Source organism: Amphritea sp. HPY (assembly GCF_050870985.1).
In the GTDB taxonomy this organism is placed as follows: Bacteria; Pseudomonadota; Gammaproteobacteria; order Pseudomonadales; family Balneatricaceae; genus Amphritea.
In genome coordinates, this window is the sequence record NZ_CP194015.1 from 3,272,259 (window position 1) to 3,289,984 (window position 17,726).

General features: G+C 50.2%; 14 protein-coding genes. 1 reads left to right on the forward strand and 13 read right to left on the reverse strand.

All coding sequences use genetic code 11. The features are described from left to right. Positions 1 to 64: 64 nt before the first annotated feature. The 10 genes from ACQUQM_RS14520 to ACQUQM_RS14565 form a co-directional block, all read right to left on the reverse strand. Positions 65 to 2,002: a putative bifunctional diguanylate cyclase/phosphodiesterase gene (locus ACQUQM_RS14520; protein ID WP_432470610.1), complete on the reverse strand. Its 1,938-nt coding sequence runs from the start codon at positions 2,000 to 2,002 to the stop codon at positions 65 to 67. A gap of 327 nt (positions 2,003 to 2,329) precedes the next feature. After that, positions 2,330 to 3,196: a sensor domain-containing diguanylate cyclase gene (locus ACQUQM_RS14525; protein WP_432470611.1), complete on the reverse strand. Its 867-nt coding sequence runs from the start codon at positions 3,194 to 3,196 to the stop codon at positions 2,330 to 2,332. Between the two features lie 127 nt (positions 3,197 to 3,323). Further along, a complete protein-coding gene (locus ACQUQM_RS14530; RefSeq protein WP_432470612.1) occupies positions 3,324 to 3,593 on the reverse strand; it encodes a hypothetical protein in 270 nt (89 codons plus the stop codon). A gap of 61 nt (positions 3,594 to 3,654) precedes the next feature. Further along, complete coding sequence (locus tag ACQUQM_RS14535) at positions 3,655 to 6,048, reverse strand: DNA polymerase II (RefSeq protein ID WP_432470613.1); 2,394 nt, start codon at positions 6,046 to 6,048, stop codon at positions 3,655 to 3,657. Next, positions 6,033 to 7,037 carry a diphosphomevalonate decarboxylase gene (mvaD, locus tag ACQUQM_RS14540; RefSeq protein ID WP_432470614.1) on the reverse strand — a complete coding sequence of 335 codons (1,005 nt, stop codon included), beginning with the start codon at positions 7,035 to 7,037 and terminating at the stop codon, positions 6,033 to 6,035. The genes ACQUQM_RS14535 and mvaD overlap by 16 nt, the downstream gene beginning before the upstream one ends. Continuing rightward, positions 7,024 to 7,974 carry a mevalonate kinase family protein gene (locus tag ACQUQM_RS14545; protein ID WP_432470615.1) on the reverse strand — a complete coding sequence of 317 codons (951 nt, stop codon included), beginning with the start codon at positions 7,972 to 7,974 and terminating at the stop codon, positions 7,024 to 7,026. Before ACQUQM_RS14545 ends, mvaD begins: the two co-directional genes overlap by 14 nt. Further along, on the reverse strand, positions 7,967 to 8,980 hold the full coding sequence (locus tag ACQUQM_RS14550; protein WP_432470616.1) for a mevalonate kinase family protein: 1,014 nt from the start codon (positions 8,978 to 8,980) through the stop codon (positions 7,967 to 7,969). The genes ACQUQM_RS14545 and ACQUQM_RS14550 overlap by 8 nt, the downstream gene beginning before the upstream one ends. Positions 8,981 to 9,006: 26 nt before the next feature. After that, positions 9,007 to 10,173: a hydroxymethylglutaryl-CoA synthase gene (locus tag ACQUQM_RS14555; RefSeq protein WP_432470617.1), complete on the reverse strand. Its 1,167-nt coding sequence runs from the start codon at positions 10,171 to 10,173 to the stop codon at positions 9,007 to 9,009. Between the two features lie 15 nt (positions 10,174 to 10,188). Beyond that, positions 10,189 to 11,220, reverse strand: coding sequence for a type 2 isopentenyl-diphosphate Delta-isomerase (gene fni / locus ACQUQM_RS14560; protein ID WP_432470618.1), 1,032 nt, complete (start codon positions 11,218 to 11,220; stop codon positions 10,189 to 10,191). Beyond that, positions 11,220 to 12,254, reverse strand: a complete 1,035-nt coding sequence (locus ACQUQM_RS14565; protein WP_432470619.1) for a hydroxymethylglutaryl-CoA reductase — start codon at positions 12,252 to 12,254, stop codon at positions 11,220 to 11,222. Before ACQUQM_RS14565 ends, fni begins: the two co-directional genes overlap by 1 nt. A gap of 240 nt (positions 12,255 to 12,494) precedes the next feature. Here ACQUQM_RS14565 and ACQUQM_RS14570 point away from each other — a divergent pair, with 240 nt between their 5' ends. After that, complete coding sequence (locus ACQUQM_RS14570) at positions 12,495 to 12,851, forward strand: hypothetical protein (RefSeq protein WP_432470620.1); 357 nt, start codon at positions 12,495 to 12,497, stop codon at positions 12,849 to 12,851. A 27-nt stretch (positions 12,852 to 12,878) separates the two neighbouring features. On the opposite strand, the gene ACQUQM_RS14575 is transcribed toward ACQUQM_RS14570, so the two are convergent. The 3 genes from ACQUQM_RS14575 to ACQUQM_RS14585 form a co-directional block, all read right to left on the reverse strand. Continuing rightward, positions 12,879 to 14,486, reverse strand: a complete 1,608-nt coding sequence (locus ACQUQM_RS14575) for a tetratricopeptide repeat protein (protein ID WP_432470621.1) — start codon at positions 14,484 to 14,486, stop codon at positions 12,879 to 12,881. Positions 14,487 to 14,622: 136 nt separating this feature from the next. Next, positions 14,623 to 15,843: an argininosuccinate synthase gene (locus ACQUQM_RS14580; protein ID WP_432470622.1), complete on the reverse strand. Its 1,221-nt coding sequence runs from the start codon at positions 15,841 to 15,843 to the stop codon at positions 14,623 to 14,625. 712 nt (positions 15,844 to 16,555) lie between these two features. Further along, the gene (locus ACQUQM_RS14585) at positions 16,556 to 17,407 is read right to left on the reverse strand and encodes a flagellar protein MotY (RefSeq protein ID WP_432470623.1); all 852 of its coding nucleotides are present in this window, start codon (positions 17,405 to 17,407) and stop codon (positions 16,556 to 16,558) included. Between the last annotated feature and the right edge of the window lie 319 nt (positions 17,408 to 17,726).

Genomic DNA, 17,726 nt, shown 5'->3' on the forward strand with positions numbered 1-17,726 from the left:
GGACTTATTCGCAGATTCCCTAAGACAACCAAACCTATATTCAGCAGCCTACACCAATCAGCAGCTACACAGCATTGATCCGATGCAGCTCACTACGCTTTGCTAATAACTGTTTCAGCGCCACCGGCGCAACATGCAGATAACCTTGCTGGTAGTTTACCCCATTTCTTTTGAGTAACTCCGCCTGCCAGGCGTACTCAACACCTTCGACAATCATTCTTTTACCCAGCGCAGTAACCAACTGATGAATACATTGAATAGTTTCAGTACCGTGATCCAGCTGCTCCACAAACTCACGATCAAGCTTGACCCAGTTCGCTGGAATACTGTTCAGGTAAGCCAGCGATGAAAAACCGGTACCGAAATCATCGATAGCCACATCAAACCCTTTACCCACCAGTTCTGTGACCGTGGCGGCGTACTCTTCAGAATCCGGCATCATCACCGTCTCCGTCAGCTCCAGCACCAGATCCCCTGGCCGTAAACTGGCATCGGTTACGGCCCGACACAAGGACTCTACCAGCCCCCCCTGACGCACATGCAAACCCGAAATATTGACTGACAACTGCACCTGCTCACCATAGCAACTGCGTATCTGACCAAAGTCCTGACAGGCGCGGTAATAAACCCAGTTACTCACCTCACCGATAAAGCCACAGTGCTCTGCAGCATCAATCAGTTCTTCGGCAGAGACATGACCTAAAAGCGGATTATTCCACCGCAGCAGAGCTTCAATAATCACCACTCGTTCGTTTTCAACATCCAACACCGGCTGATAAACAAGCTGAAACTCGCCATTACTCAGCGCCGCAGCTAACTGTTGCGATACCTGGGTACGACGATGAAATTGCTCTCGCATGCCCTGCCGATATTCAATCCAGCAGCGCCGCCCGCGATCTTTTGCCACATACATAGCTGTATCAGCATCCGCTAAGAGCAGATTCAGATCCCGATCATGCTCCGGAAAACGCGCAACGCCAACACTCACCGAAAGCGCAATCGATAAGGAGTTCTGTGACACCCGGTACTGCCCGGACAGAGAGTTAACCAGAGTAGTTGCAAGACAGGCCTGTCCGGTTGCAGGCTCGCAACCTTCAACCGCAACGATAAACTCATCACCACCAATTCGGGCAATGACACCTTGCTCTGAGGCATGGGCGGTCAGACGCTTTGCAACCTCGACCAATAACTCATCTCCGGCGGAATGACCATAACTGTCATTAATCGGTTTAAAACCATCCAGATCCAGATAAAACAAGGTGAACGGAATTTCCCGTTCAAGAAAAGGGGTCAGTTTTTGCATCATTCCATTACGGTTCAAGACTCCGGTCAGAGGGTCAAGCAATGCCATCGACTGCAGCTGCAATTCACGGCTTTTCCGCTCATGAATATCCTGCAGAGTAACAGTAAGCAAGCCGCCCTCATTACGCGTCCGTCGCAACTCAATACTGTACCAACGGGCGCCACGCAGAGTTTTAACTTTAATATCTTCCTGATGCCCGCCCTGCTCATGGACTATCTGCAACAGCACCTCGGACTGCTCCGAATATAACAGCAGATCGGACAAATACTTTGTCTGGCCACCAAACTGCTCCTGCAGTGAAGGACTCGCGCTGACCATTGCGCCGCTTTCATCGTAAAGAGCGACCACTGCAGAGCCACTGAACAGATGAGCATCCATCTCTACCCCTTCCACCAGCATCGCCATGCGCCCATCCTCCAGCCGAACACCGGAGAACTGACAATACACATCTTTCACCTTACCCAACGGACTTAACTGCCACCAGTGACAGATAGAGCGGCCTTTTTCAAATTCATCCAGATAGGTCAGCAGGGTCTGATAGACGGCATCGGAAGCATCGGTTCGGAAATCACGGGAAGTCAGCTCAGCCAGGTCTTCAGCCTGCCACAAGCGCAAGGCGGTACGATTGGCCCAATGTATACGAAAATTAACGGTATCGTAGATCCAGACAGGCGTCTGAAGCTGATCAAAATGAAGCATTGCCATCCCTGCTCTGTTACATACAGCACAGAATCACCGCCAAACCTCTGGCACGTAACTCCCCCTATTGCCGCAACAATATAGCACGTAACCTTCCCTATAAAACATCTGCGCCACACTCTCGCAGAACAATAACAGGCGAATAATTCAGAATAGGTGGTGATGCAAGCGCGCCAGACATATCCACCTGATAAGACCTGTCATTAACAACCCGCCTTAAATCTTAGCGCCCCTAACAACATAGATCATAAAGTGTAACCACGACAGCAGCATTTGTATCAGGCACAACCCTGACCGGGAGTCATATTCGTAAGATAATTCTCCCTTTTACAACGTTCCGCTTTTATCCCGATACATCGCATTGTCTACCCGCTCAACCAGCCCCTCTACAGACTCTTCACCAAAGCTATCCACGACACCAAAACTTGCACTAATCTGTGCTTCCGGGTGCGACAACTGATTAGCAACGTTAGTCATCTCCCGCCTGATGCGCTCAACCCACTGCACTGCATCCTCTACTCTGGACTGGGGTAACACCACCAGAAACTCGTCCCCACCCCAGCGACCGAGAATATCGACCTCGCGCAACCGATCTCCGATAAATCGCGTAAAAGTGACCAGAATCTCATCACCAAAATGATGGCCGTAGGTATCATTCTGCACTTTAAAATTATCCAGATCGATCATCACCACGCTGATGGAATGACCGAACCTGCGGCAGCGCTCCAACTCTCGATTCAACGTTTCTTCCAGGAAACGACGGTTACTGACCCCGGTCAGAGGATCTTCAGTTGCGGCCTTCTGCAGCTCATCTATCAGTCTCGCCCGCTCAGGGATATCTCTTACCACCGCAGTAAACTCGGTATTACCACCGACACTGATCTTTGCAATCGTCACTTCCGCCGGGAACTCTGTACCATCTGCTCGCAAACCACGCACCGAAACCTGGGACTCCATCGGCCGGGATGAGACAGGCGATTCGCCAAATGAACTGACATAACGTTTATGGTGACTACGGTGCTTATGGGGAATTAACTGCTCCAGACTGCGCCCCATCAGATTCTCTTTCCGGGCGGTAAAAATATCGCAGGCGGCACGATTAATCAGCTTTATATTCTGGTTTTCATCGACCGAAATAATACCGTCATAGGCCGCTTCGACAACCGCTTCAAACCGGTTTCGACTGTTGACCAATGACTGCTCAAGCTGCTTTTTTCTGTAATTTCTATGCCGGTAGCCAACACCCGACGAACATGAGCCCTGTCACTCACTACAGGGGAAAAGATAATTCTCCACCAGCGCTGCCGGCCGGAACGATCAATCACCATCTCCATTTCGCCCGATGACTGACTGGAAACACACTCCAGAGCTTGTCATACAACGGCTGTTCTACATAGCGGGGAAACAACTCACGCAGGCTCGCGCCGATCATCGAGCTGACATCAATATCGGTTATTTCAGTAAATAATTCATTGGCACTAACGATGGAAAACTGCTTATTGTCCTCCTGCTTAAAAATTGCCACGCTGGCACCGATCGCATTCACAGCTGAACGCAGATCATTATGGTTACCACTCAAAAACAGCATCATGTTCCTGGAACTCCTGTTAGAAAACATGCAGTTTTGATGTTCTAGCGTACAACTGAATCGACTAAAACAACTTATATTGCGGGGCGCACATGCTTTCGAAGTCTTGCCCGAGGAATACCAGAATAGTATCCACAACCGGTGCAAGCTGACGATCGAGGTAATGCTGATAATTGATTGGAGAGCTGGTGAATTGAAGCGGTTCAGGTCCATTTACCGTTATCAGATACTCTATATGCGTCCCTGCAGAGATTGAGCTTAGCCTACCCTGTTTCTGCAATGTATCACAAGCTTTGTGTGCCGCTTGCACATGAGGAGGCTGCTGTTTGGTATATTGTTCCAGCGGCCGACGCAGGCGTTTTCGATATACCAGCTCATGATCGAGCAAGCCCGCTTTAAGCTCCTCAACTATGCCTTTGAGAAACTCGCGATAGGGTTGTCCGGCAAAGATAAGCTGATACAGCTGCCGTTGCACCCGACGCGCCAGCGGCGTCCAGTCAGAACGCACCGTTTCCAAGCCTTTAAAGACAATCTCTTCACTGCCGTCGGCATAGTGTCGGATTCCCGCGTAACGCTTTTTAGTACCCTTTTCAGAGTGACGCATGGTCGGCATAAGAAAGCGCCGATAGTAAGTTTCATACTCAAGTTCCAGATGGCACGGCAGATTAAAGCGTTGCTGCAGATCATCCTGCCACCAGCGATTTAAAAACACTGCCAGACGCTCTCCCTCCGCAGCAGCCCGATCTTCCGGAAAATCATCCCCCAGCCATACAAATACCGAATCGGTATCGCCATAGATAACGGTATAACCAAATTCCTGCTCAATGACATCACGGGTTTTATTAAGAATCTCATGCCCTCGCAAGGTAATCGATCCTGATAACCGCTGGTCAAAAAAACGACAAACATTGGATCCCAGCACACCATAAAAACTATTCATGATGATCTTAATTGCCTGCGACAACGGCTTATTCTGCTCCGCCTTTGCCCGATCTCTGGCCTGCCATAAGCGCTCAATTATTCCCGGCAGTATTGCACTTTTTCGGCTGAAGATTCCACGGTTAAAGCCCGGTACCAGATCATCAGGATCACACTCGGTACCAGTGCCTTCGGCCAGCGCATAAGGGTCAACGATAAAGGTACGGATGATACTCGGATACAGACTCTTAAAATCCAGTACCAACACCTGCTTATACAGCCCGGGACGGGAATCCATAACAAAACCGCCCGGAGCACCCAGATCAGACTCTCCTGAAGCGTAGACCGGCGCGACATAACCTTTTCGATGCAGCCTTGGCAGATACTGGTTGTCAAATGCGGCAGCCGAGCCGCCTACTTTATCGAGCGCCAGACCAGTCAGGTTAGTTCGTTCCACCAGATAGTGCAGCAATTGTGCTTTATCGAAGATATCCCGTACCAGACGACAATCTTCCAGATTGTATTGCGCCAGCTGGCGGGGATTATCCCGGTATACCTGTTGAATCTCTTCGCCTTTATTAAGACCATTTTCAAGCTGATGGCCCAACAGCTTACCCCGCTCCAGCAGTTGATTAGACACATACTCCAGCGAGAAGCTTTCGAACTGATACGTGGCGCCTTTGAGGGTATCGATACCGTCCAGCACCACCCGGCCAGCGATGCGACAAAACCATTTTCCTTGCGCCGACAGAATCACCTGAATCGTAGAGCCATCCCGACCCAGCTTCAGCCCGATACCCAAACGTTTAGCCCGCTCATACAACACCCGGAAATCAAAACCGACCACATTCCAACCGATAAAAACATCCGGATCAAAGGCACTCACCTCAGACACAAACGCCGCTAAAAGGGAGCGTTCATCCGGCAGGTACCGTAACCAGGATTCATCCGCACCATCGCCGATAATCAATACCCGACTGATGCCGTCACCATAAAGCCCGATTGAAAAGACCCGGTCAGCCTGCATCGTGGTTTCAATATCCAACGACAACATCTTCAGCCGGGGCTCATACTCTGCCGGTTTTAACTGTATCCCTTTTGCGCTGTGGATAACCTGAGCCCCACCCTGGATAAACCGCTCCATCAGGTAACGATCCACCGGGCGGATATCTTCTTCAATCATCGGAATATGGTGTTGATTGAGCAGATCCGTGACCTGTCGCAGAGTTTGCAGAGAGCGACAATAGAGCCCATGAACCCCCTGCTGCTCCAGATCTTTAAGTTCAAGATTAGCTAGCCGCCAGCCAGATAAGGGTTGAAGCAGCTGCCTTATGGCATCTGCATCCCGGTCAAAAACAAAAAGGACAGCTTCCTGGCCAGTTACGGTAACAGGAAAAGCACCGACATTGTGTTGTAGCCAGAAGGTAAAATCGATCCCGTCAGCACCATCACTTTGCTGCCGGGTCAGGATAAAGCCCTGTTGTTGGTCCTTATATTGTTGGGCCTGACGTTGTGGGACCTGATTCAGGCGAACGGGCACACCACTTCCATTGCAGGGAACTGCAGCTTTACCGCAGCCTCATCAGCAGCGCTAAACAGAAGCTTAAGGTTGGGGCCGGCATCCATCGTAAAATACACTTCAGTGCCACTGGCTCGCAGTTGCCAGATTGCGTGCATCGCAGCAACAGAGTCTGGCTGCCAGTAAAGTAACGGCGGCCAGGATGCAATCATCGTTGCATGCATCGAAAGGGCGTTTTGCTCTGCAGTTTCACCCAGTAATGTAAAATTATTATCCGTTATCGCCTGATGCAATTTTTCCAGATCTGCGGCAGCCTGCAACGGCCAGCTCTGATACAAGTGTGCGGTATCGACGGTACGATTCATCCCGGACCGGGAATCCACCGCTTTAGGCCCGGTACTGACCTTGATCAGGCCAATTCTAAGATCCGGCCACTGCGCCTGGAGTGGAAAGGCAAAACTATCCATGCCATCTTCCCGTACCCCCATCTGCCATTCGACAAAGCCTTCAAACAGTGAACGGCTGGCACTGCCACTACCCATTCGGGCAAACGCAGAAAGCACCTGCGTTGGCAGGTTAAGAGCATAAAATTGATCGATCGCCAACGTCAGCGCAGCAAAGCCCGAGGCTGAAGAGGCTAACCCTGCAGCTGTCGGTATATTATTCTCGGTTTCTACCTTGATCCCATGATCAGCACCACGACGGAACAGATCGATAAAATCAATCACCTTGCTGGCAAACTTGTCATCCGCAGCGACCTGCTGACCATTAAGCCAGACTTCATCACCGCCTGATTCATTAACTGATAACCGGGTTTTACTGCCGAGATGGGCCAGGGATACAGACAGACTGCTGTTAATCGGCAGATTCAGCTCGGCATCCCGCTTACCCCAATACTTGCACAGGGCTATATTACTGGGAGCAAAGACCGCTTGATCCATGCTGTCTTTGACCGGACTGATCTGCTGTGGCAGGTATTCGGCAACTACCGATTGCTTATTGATATTCAACACTCACACCCTGGGCTGAAATAGAAACGGGAATCTGTTCATACGCTATAGAAAGGTTAGCATCTTGCCCCAGGGCCAGCACACAATCACCCAGCCCGGATCCGGATATTTTTGCAGCATAGATAGCATCAGACTGACGCAGGCTATAGATAATATCCACCAGCTGTTTATCGTTTACTCCCAGGGCATCCATAAAACCCTGATACATATTCATCAACTGCCCGAGGCTAACCCAGTCGGACCGCTCGACGGCGAGCTCAGCCTGCGCAGTACACTGGCCCATCAAGCGATAGATACCCGCATAGAGTTGTGGCTGCTGCGCGCAATATTGCTCGACGATTTTCAATACATCAGGGGTCTTGGTTTTATAGCCAGCATAATACAGACTAATTTTTGGCAACCCTTTTAACGCCCGGATCTGGGCAGGTGACTCAGCTGTAGCAACTGTATAGCTAACCACTCCGCCAAATACGGCAGCCACCAGATCGGTACCGGAACCACGCCCGTCCTGAACCTGATGTACCACTGCCAGAGATTCATTGAATACAGCCATAGGGTCGCCCGATGCCCCTGAGAACGCCATCAGTGCGGTGACTACGGCAACAGTGACTGCCGCCGAAGAACCTAAACCGACCGTATGAGAAAATTCAGATCGGATCCTCAACTCAAAACCTGCCGGCAATACCGCTTGTTGACGCTGAATCGCCACCAGCACAAAACTGAGCTTAGCTTCAGCCGCCAGATGATCGAGATCAGAGCGATAACCGGCCAGCGCCGAATCGATAACCACCTGACGATCGTCACGGGGAGTCAGCTCGACACTGATACGTTTATCCACAGCACAGGCCAGCGCCGGCTCACCAAACAGTACCGAGTGCTCGCCCATCAACATCAGGCTGCCCGGAGCTGTTACTTTCAAAGGAGTTAAATCAATCACAGAGTCGGGCACCTTTAGAATCCTCTTCGATAGCCATGAAGCTATAGCCAAATTCTGCACACAACGGAGCGATATCGATAGTCGGCGCGTAAATCAGCAGCGCACCACCAGCGTCGCCGGTAACTGAACCAGCACCACTTATTTTAGCCGCTGCACCGAGCAGTTCCAGGCGATCAATAAAGCGACTGACAGCTGCAGGGACAACGCCGATATACTGCAACAACCGGTGATTCTCCCGGATTAACGCTGTAGTTAAAGCCGTAGTATCATCAGCCGCAGAAATAGCCTGCTCCAAACGCAGGGTCAGACCGGCAAATTGTGACCACACCGCATCATCAGCAAACTGCTGGCGCACCTGTTCGACACATTCACCGGTACCCGACTCAGGAGTACCGCTGTTAACATAAAACCAACCTCCACCCAGCTGCGCAGTCAATTCGGTAACTCCGCCGTTCTGGACCTTGATCAAACCACCACAGGTCACAGCTGCAGCATCGATAAGCCCGCCCCGGCCATGACACAAACGTTCACAGTAGCGCACCAGGCGAAACTTCTCATCGCTGGTAAGAGGCTTATTAAAAAGCGCTTCGGATAGCGTAAGTATGGCAGCAGACGCCGCAGCGGAAGATCCCATGCCGGCACCGGGAGGAAGTTCAGAGTTAACCTGAATAGATATGCCAGACAAAGGACAAGGTTGAGGCATTAACTGAGCAATGGCATAAAGCAGCAACTGTTCAGGCGCCTGCAGAATAGCGGCTACCGGCAGTTCATTGCGTTCAAACATGGAAAATCGGGTATCCAGCCGCTGTGCCTGTCGCGCCAGTTCAGACCAGCTGATATGACCCTGACGCTGCAGCTCGGGCAGTGACCAGGTAAGACCACTTTGGACAGCATCAGCACTATGACACTTTATATGACGTTTGACCGCCAGCGCCAGTGCCGGCGCCCCGTATACTACAGAGTGTTCACCACTGAGTATCAGTTTTCCCGGGGCACAAGCCTGCATCGATGGGCCTCTGAATACCTGCTATGTTAACAGGCGATATATTCACGCTTATGATGAGATACCGCAGCCAGACGAAAACGCCCGGTGGTACCCTGTTGTTTCTGGTGTTCGCCACCATCAACAGGATCAACATCATTATACAGTTGCAGATATTCTTCGTAGGAAACCTCATTGCGGGCTTCCAGCATCGCCTTATGTCGCGCGCCGTGCAGATACTGTTCGTAACCGGCAACAACGCGACCGGAGAAAAATTCGGCGACACAACCGGAGCCATAGCTGAAGAAACCAACCCGTTCGCCGGACAAGTTCTGCTTACAGTTTTCCAGTAATGACACCAGTCCGATATACATCGATGCGGTATAACTGTTGCCGATAATACGGTTATACGACAAAGAATCTTCGATCTGCAGATCCAGCATTTCCGGTGTTAACTCACTTTTATTCACTTTAGCCAGGTGTTTATGCGCTTTCTGCGCCATCCGGGTAAACGGCAGGTGATAACAAAAATGCTGAAAATCACTGAATGCCAGAGAGCTCACTTCACGGAAGTGCTCCCATGCCTGCTTCAGAGACTTAAGGTAAATTTTGGTTGAATACTTACCATCCACCAGCGCGGTAGAACGGTAATTAGGTCGCCAGAAGTCCATGACATCTTCGGTATAGTTACCGACTTCAGGATCCAGCTCGACCAGGCGTGGATTTGCCGTGATAAGCATAGCCACTGCGCCACAACCCTGGGTTGCTTCACCTGGCGTACTCAGATCATAACGGGCTACATCAGACGCCACCACCAGCACCTTCTTTTCCGGCTGGCGCGCAACCAGAGCACAAGCCATCTGAATAGCCGCAGTTGCGCTATAGCAGGCCTGCTTCAACTCGACCACACGACATCTCGGACTCAACCCCAACAGCCGGTGTACGTAGACACCCGCAGATTTAGACTGGTCGATGCCGGTTTCAGTGGCAAACATTACTGTGCTGACAGCATCCGGCCCGACCCTTTCGATCAGGGGCAGCGCCGCATTAGCAGCCATTGTAACGACATCTTCGTCAGGCGCGGGCATGCCCATCTTTTCCTGACCAATTCCCTGATAATACTTATCACTGTCAATCTGCTGCCTGGCAGCCAGATTTTTCAGGTCAAGAAAATAATTCGAAGTGTAGAAACTGATTTCATCAATACCGACGGACATACCTAATATCAATCCTCAACGCTCACTCAGAATGAGAGCCCGATTCATAAACAGACTATTCACATCCGACATACCCAGCAAAAACATCGCTGTCTTAAACTCACGTCGGAGCTGCTCTATCGACTGAACCACCGCATCCGCAGATTCCATTGCGGGTTTCAGGAAAGGGGCGGCCACGCCACAGAGCGAGGCGCCGAGTATAACAGATTTAACCATATCAATCCCATCCCTGAGACCACCACTGGCGACGAAAGATGCACTATTTTGATACGGCTCAGCAAGCTGCAGCGCCAGAGGTGTTGGAATTCCCCAATCCTGGAAGCGAAGCCCTGTCAGATCTGCCGAATCAGCTGTACGATGATGCTCAATCCGGCTCCACGAAGTACCACCGGTTCCCGCCAGATCAAAGTAACGAATCCCCTGCGCTATACCCAGTTCAATATCCTGAGGCGAAAGCCCGGCACCAACCTCTTTCAACAACACAGGAACACTAAGCTTACCGGCCAGAACCGCTATCTTTTGCGACAACCCTGAAAAATCGATATCGCCCTCGGGCTGAATGGCTTCCTGCAACGGATTCAGATGCAGATACAAGCCGTCAGCCTGCAGAATATCTACTGCCTGCTGACACTGTTCCAGACCAAAACCGCAATTTAACTGTACCGCGCCAACATTACCCAGTAACAAAGCGCTGGGAGCATACTGTCGCAACTCAAAACTTTCCCGGGCACCCGGATGGGTAAACATCACCCGCTGCGACCCTACAGCCAGTGCAACACCGGTTTGCTCCGCAGCAATGGCGAGGTTGCGATTTATAGTCTTAATCAACTCATGATCACCCCCGGTCATGGAAGAGATCAATAATGGAAAGCTGAGTTTTTTACCAAGAAATTCAACCGATGTGTCAATCTGATCCAGTGACAGTTCAGGCAAAGCACGATGACTCAGATGAATTCGATCAAAGTAGCGCCGATCCCGATCAATTCGATCATCACGTTCAATCGCGCGAATATGTTCAATTTTCCGGTCGTTGGTAGGATCAGTCATTATCTTTCCATCTTCAGATGGGATTCCATCAATTCGCCCGGATTAGTTTGCGCAGCCATCAGAGATAACTCACCACAGAGTACAGTTGCGGCACAGATAGCTGCAAGACGACGCGCATTAGCACCCGGCTCGCGCTCCTCTTTACAACCTAATGCTCGAAGATTTTCCTCAACAAACTCTATGCCTTTACCATTACCGACACTGCCCACAATCAAGTTTGGCAGGGTACAGGAAAAGTACAGATCACCATTTCGCACTTCAGCATGCACAATACCCTGCGACCCTTCAATAATATTCGCAGCATCCTGACCAGTCGCCAGATAAAAGGCCAGCAACATATTGGCGTAGTGAGCATTAGCACTGCGTAAGCCACCGGCAATCATAGTACCGATCAGGTTTTTCTTGATATTAAGGTCGACCACTTTTTCAGGGGTGGTCTTCAGACGACGCTCACAGATATCACGGGGAATCAAAATTTCACTGACAACATACTTACCACGCCCCAGAATACCGTTAACCGCGGTGGCCTTCTTATCAGAACAGTAATTTGCTGATATTGAGGAATAACGCAGCTGAGGGTACTCATTCAGCAACCATGGAATTAACTTATCCGCAGCGTTTGTCACCATATTATGACCGGAAGCATCTCCGGTGGTGAACTCCAGCCGCAGATAGATCAGATTGGCTACAACCTGGCTATGCATGTCGATCAGTTTGGCAAAACGACTGGTCGTCGCGACGACTGCATTAAGATCATCCTTACGCGACTTGATCGAAGCCAGCGCTTCTACTGCAGCCAGAGCGTCCTCAGCTTCAAGCAACACCGAGCGCGTCATACGCTCATCCACCACCGTGGTTTTAATACCTTCGGTCAGGGTGGAAACACGAGCGCCACGCCCCACAGAGGGCCATAGTGGAGTTTCATAGGTCGCCAGTGGTACCGCAATTTTTTCATCAACAATATGACCGCATATTTTTATCGGCCCTACAGTGCGCATTGGAATCGGAGCTTGCTGAATTTTATGGGATTTCATAGTCATCTTACGCAATAAAAAAGGGCTGCCGCGGCCAGCAACATCGCCAGTCTACAGTGCAACCCTTTTTAAAAATCTTTGAGTTAGCGCGATTTTATCGAGCCGTAGCACAATATGCAATCAACCGACATACTGCCAGAGTACCCAAAGTGCAGGTTTCAAGCTTGACCCACAGGAAACTCTACGGCCATACTTCGCTTTATTATTCTCAAAACAACCGCAGCAGGTTTGGATACCACAATGCTATACGCCATCAGAAACACTCAGGGACAGATCACTTCACTTTCAGCCACCCAGCAAGGCAACTCCTCACCTGTTGATATTCGAGACCCTGAAGTCATCATATTTCTCTCCAGAGGCGGCGAAGAATTTTCTCCCCTCGAATTCCTGGAAAAATCAGACAACGATCTGAGCCGGATCATCGAAGACCTTATCGACCTGCTAGTCACTAAAAATACAATTCTGTTTACCGACCTGCCTGAAGTAGCGCAACAAAAACTATTAACCCGCAAGCTCGCTCGTTCAGCACACAGCGAAAATACTGAGCAACCACTACAGACCAACAACTCCATTCTTACCGACGATGAAACTATCTGAAGGGCTCAACGATTAATCAGCAGCAACTCAATCTTCGCCTGATCCCTGATCATCTTTACGATGCCGTAACTTACGCACCATATCAGCACAACGCTCGTAAAGATTCAGATAACGATTTTGCTGACGACCGCTGAGGGCCCCGTAGTTTATAGCATACAACGCATTATCACACTGCAACAATAGCTCCTGCTGCTCCGGACCTGACTGTCGCGCTTGCTCTAACGCAGCCTGCACCAGATTCAAAACGACGCTGGGGTTATTCGGCAACAAGCCATCGGCCCGAACAAAAAAACCCAATGCCTTACGGTATTCTTTCTTACGGTAGCAGAGCATGCCCTGAATATTCAGTTTACCCCATTCCAGCCGCGACATATCCCGGTTTATCTGCTGCCGCAAAGCCTGCGCCTCAGCCTCAACCTCACTACCTTCTAAACCATCCATCATCGGTTCAATCCATTCCGCCTGCTCGGTCAACTCAAGATTACAGAACAGATCAAACGCATTCTGCGCGGCTAGATTAGCCCGTGCAGCCGAGCCGGTCAGGCGATAAACCATGGCAGCTAGCAAGCGAGACTTAAACTGAATAAGCGCCTCACCGGAAAAAGCACCCACTACATCCTCCAACACCCGAATTGCCTCAGCCTCTGCCTCAATCGCATCGGCACTGGAAGAACTGTCAACCCTGGACAATAAGGCACCAACAAGGCCGAAATAGAAATCATCGGTCTGAAAGCAGCTATGGTGAGCATAACGAACCGCTTCCCGGTAAGCACTAATAGCGATCGGCCACTCTTTATTCTGCGCTGAAAGACTGCCCAACACTCCTTGCAGCTGAGGCACAGTAGGCTGCAATAAAATCGCTTTGCGCAACAATCCGATCGCTTCCCCCCGCTCCCCCATAGCCAGATATGAACGGGCCAGCCAGGAAAATGCCTCAACACAGAAATGAGAGTCATCAATCACTTGTGTCAGATACCGCTGCGCCGCCCCGTACTCACCAAGATGACACAGCGCCACTCCCAATCCCACCTTAGCCCAGGGCAGATCGCGCTGCGCTACCAGCGACTCAAACAAGCTCTCTGCTTCGGCATACAGCCCCAGCTCAATCAGGATAATGCCCCGAATGCGCTCAATATAAAGATTCAGGCCTGGAAACTCCTGCAACAACCGGCCGCAAGTATCCAGAGCCCCCTGCAGCTCCCCACTATCAAGCAACGCTTCTAACGGCTGTAAGACACTCTTTATTCTAAGTATTTTCTCAACCCGATAGCGCACCTTCGCTTCTGCAAATGGCTTTGATATATAGGTATCGGGAGCACTATCAAGGGAACCAAATAACAACTTAGAACGATCAGGATCGACGATCAGAATAAACGCAGTAGCATACTGACGACAGCCTTCAGCGGCAGCCTCCTGGATCAGCTGCAAACCGTTTTTCTGATCCTTACCAAGATCAAATACAATAAAACAGATGTCATAACGCTCAACCCGCAACAGCGCCAGAGCCATATTCACAGAGGAAGCAACCTGAATCGTAGACACACTCATACGCTCAAGAATTTTCTTAAGCTCACCCAGATCTTCCAGGCGGTTATCGACGATCAGAACCTTTTTCTCTGTATACCTGATTTCCATAGCACTACGTCAGAGGGGACAGCCTTCAAGTATCATATAAATCAGTTAATTAGCATAGTAATCCGGCATATAAAAAAACCCCGTTATGGTGACATAACGAGGTTTTCAGATTACCGATATAGATCAATGCTCAGGCTTATGACAGATCACGGCCTTTACCGGCTTCGATACGCATACGCAGAGCATTCAGCTTAATAAAGCCTGCAGCATCCTTCTGATCATAGGAACCCGCATCATCTTCGAAGGTCGCAATATTCTCATCGAACAGAGTATCGTCAGAACGACGACCGACAACGATAACGTTACCTTTATAAAGCTTAAGGCGAACATCACCATTAACATACCGCTGTGATTCATCGATCATCTGCTGAAGCATCTTACGCTCTTCAGACCACCAGAAACCGTTATAGATCACTTTCGCATAGCGCGGCATCAGCTCATCTTTCAGATGCGCAGCTTCACGGTCTAAAGTAATAGACTCAATCGCACGATGTGCGCGCAGCATGATGGTGCCGCCAGGCGTTTCATAACAGCCACGGGACTTCATACCCACAAAGCGGTTTTCGACGATATCCAGACGACCAATGCCGTTTTCGCCGCCTACTTTGTTCAGATACTCCAGAACGGTAGCCGGGCTCATAGCCTTACCATCGATAGCAACGATGTCGCCTTTCTCGTAGGTCAGATCCATGTAAGTTGCTTCATCAGGAGCGTCCTCAGGAGATACTGACCAGCGCCACATATCTGCTTCAGCTTCAGCCCATGGATCTTCCAGAATGTCACCCTCATAAGAGATGTGCAGCAGGTTAGCATCCATTGAATATGGAGACTTCTTCTTTTTATTGGAGAAATCTACCGGAATATCATGATCTTCACAGTACTTCATCAGTGTTTCACGGGACGTCAGATCCCACTCACGCCATGGCGCGATAACCTGAACACCCGGCTTAAGCGCATAAGCACCCAGCTCGAAGCGAATCTGGTCATTGCCTTTACCTGTTGCACCATGAGAGATCGCATCAGCACCGGTCTCGTTAGCGATCTCAATCAGACGCTTAGCGATCAGTGGGCGCGCAATAGAAGTACCCAGCAGGTACTCACCTTCATAGATAGTATTGGCACGGAACATCGGGAAAACGAAGTCACGAACAAACTCTTCACGCAGATCTTCGATGTAGATCTCTTTAACACCCAGAGCTTCAGCTTTAGCACGGGCCGGTTCTACTTCTTCGCCCTGACCCAGGTCAGCGGTAAAAGTAACAACCTCGCAGTTGTAGGTATCCTGCAACCAGCGAACAATAACAGAGGTATCAAGGCCGCCGGAGTAGGCCAGCACAACCTTTTTGATGTCGGACATAAAGAGGCTCCAAACGAAATTCAGCCCCGTAGAGAACAACGAACAGTCTCTACCGGACATCTAAGAATAGGAAAGCGCGCAATTGTATCACGATTACGCCAGAGTAACAGAGACAGACAGAACATCTGTCTTTTAAAGAACTTTTCACCAAGCCGCTCCCGGAAAGCGACCGGCTGAGGTATCACGATTACGCCAGAGTAACAGAGACAGACAGAACATCTGTCTTTTAAAGAACTTTTCACCAAGCCGCTCCTGGAAAGCGTCCTGCTAAGGCATCACGATTACGCCAGAGTAACAGAGACAGACAGAACATCTGTCTTTTAAAGAACTTTTCACCAAGCCGCTCCCGGAAAGCGACCGGCTGAGGTATCACGATTACGCCAGGGCAACAGAGACAGGCAGAAAATCTGTCTTTTAAAGAACTTTTCACCAAGCCGCTCCCGGAAAGCGACCGGCTGAGGTATCACGATTACGCCAGGGCAACAGAGACAGGCAGAAAATCTGTCTTTTAAAGAACTTTTCACCAAGCCGCTCCCGGAAAGCGTCCTGCTAAGGCATCACGATTACGCCAGAGTAACAGAGACAGACAGAACATCTGTCTTTTAAAGAACTTTTCACCAAGCCGCTCCCGGAAAGCGACCGGCTGAGGTATCACGATTACGCCAGGGCAACAGAGACAGACAGAAAATCTGTCTTAATTCAAAACCAACGATCAGTCACGATCCAGTCGAATAGTCACCCGTCGACTGCGGTCTCGGGTGGCCCGGTTATTTTTCTGCTCAACCGGGTAACGTTCGCCATGATAGCGGGTAGTAATAAGCTCAGGATTCACTCCCTTTTTTTCCAGATAAGCCGTAACCGCTTCAGCCCTCTTTTTCGACAGGTCGCGGTTTGCCAAACGACGCCCCTGAGCATCGGAGTGACCATCCACATAGACCGAGTTCACAGCATCATCGTTATTCACATACACAGCAATCAGATCAAGACGCGCCTTAGTAGAATCTGACAGCTGCCATGTTGCTGAAGGAAACAGCACTGCGGTCCGGGCGATCTGCCGGTAATTCACCGGCAGCAGTCCAGCGATACAGCCAGTATAAGCCTCATAAGCCGGTTGAAAATTCGCTGCCGACAAACCGATCCGAACCGACTCATCAGTGCCGGACCAGTTATTCGCAAGAAAAGCCGGCTGCATCCCTTTAAACAGCGCCGCCAGCATCTGCCGCGCATAATTGCTAAGCACCTTTATTTCACCACTGCCGGTAACAAACTCAACTTCGCCGATCTGCCTCACCGCAAGCCCCGGCTGCCAGGGCGAAGCTTCCGCCATCAACAGAACCCTCCCCTTAAGCCCGTGCCCCTGCAGTGGTTTTAATGTAAAACGCACAGCCTCGCCCGCCTCATGATCAAACACCCCCTCACCAAACAGAGGAATCTGTTGTGACAAGCGACAATTAAACTTCGACGCCTCCATCCCCCACTTCGACTGATCGATATCGGCGCTAAAACTAACCGCTCCCGCCGACACAGAAAGCAACATTAAAACCAGGGCCCCGAATACACGCATGATGAATGAAGATTCCTTTAATCAAACAAAAATTAGTCAGTTTGGGGCAGATAACCTGTTACCCGACCTCTTTATAATTATCGACCCGGGCAATTAAAGCTTTAGGCCGTAATCCCCGAAGTAAACACCAGATTGTGAAACAGTGAGCAAAAACTGTAAACTGCTTGCTGGTTCCAGCACAATATCATGCCACTTACGCAAGGACAGCGTTAAACAAGATAATTGTGACCGAGCAATAGCTCTACAACTTAAATTTGGCTGAGCGCTACAGCCATTAAGGATTTTTCTTGAACAGACATAACTCCCAGTATCAGCACCC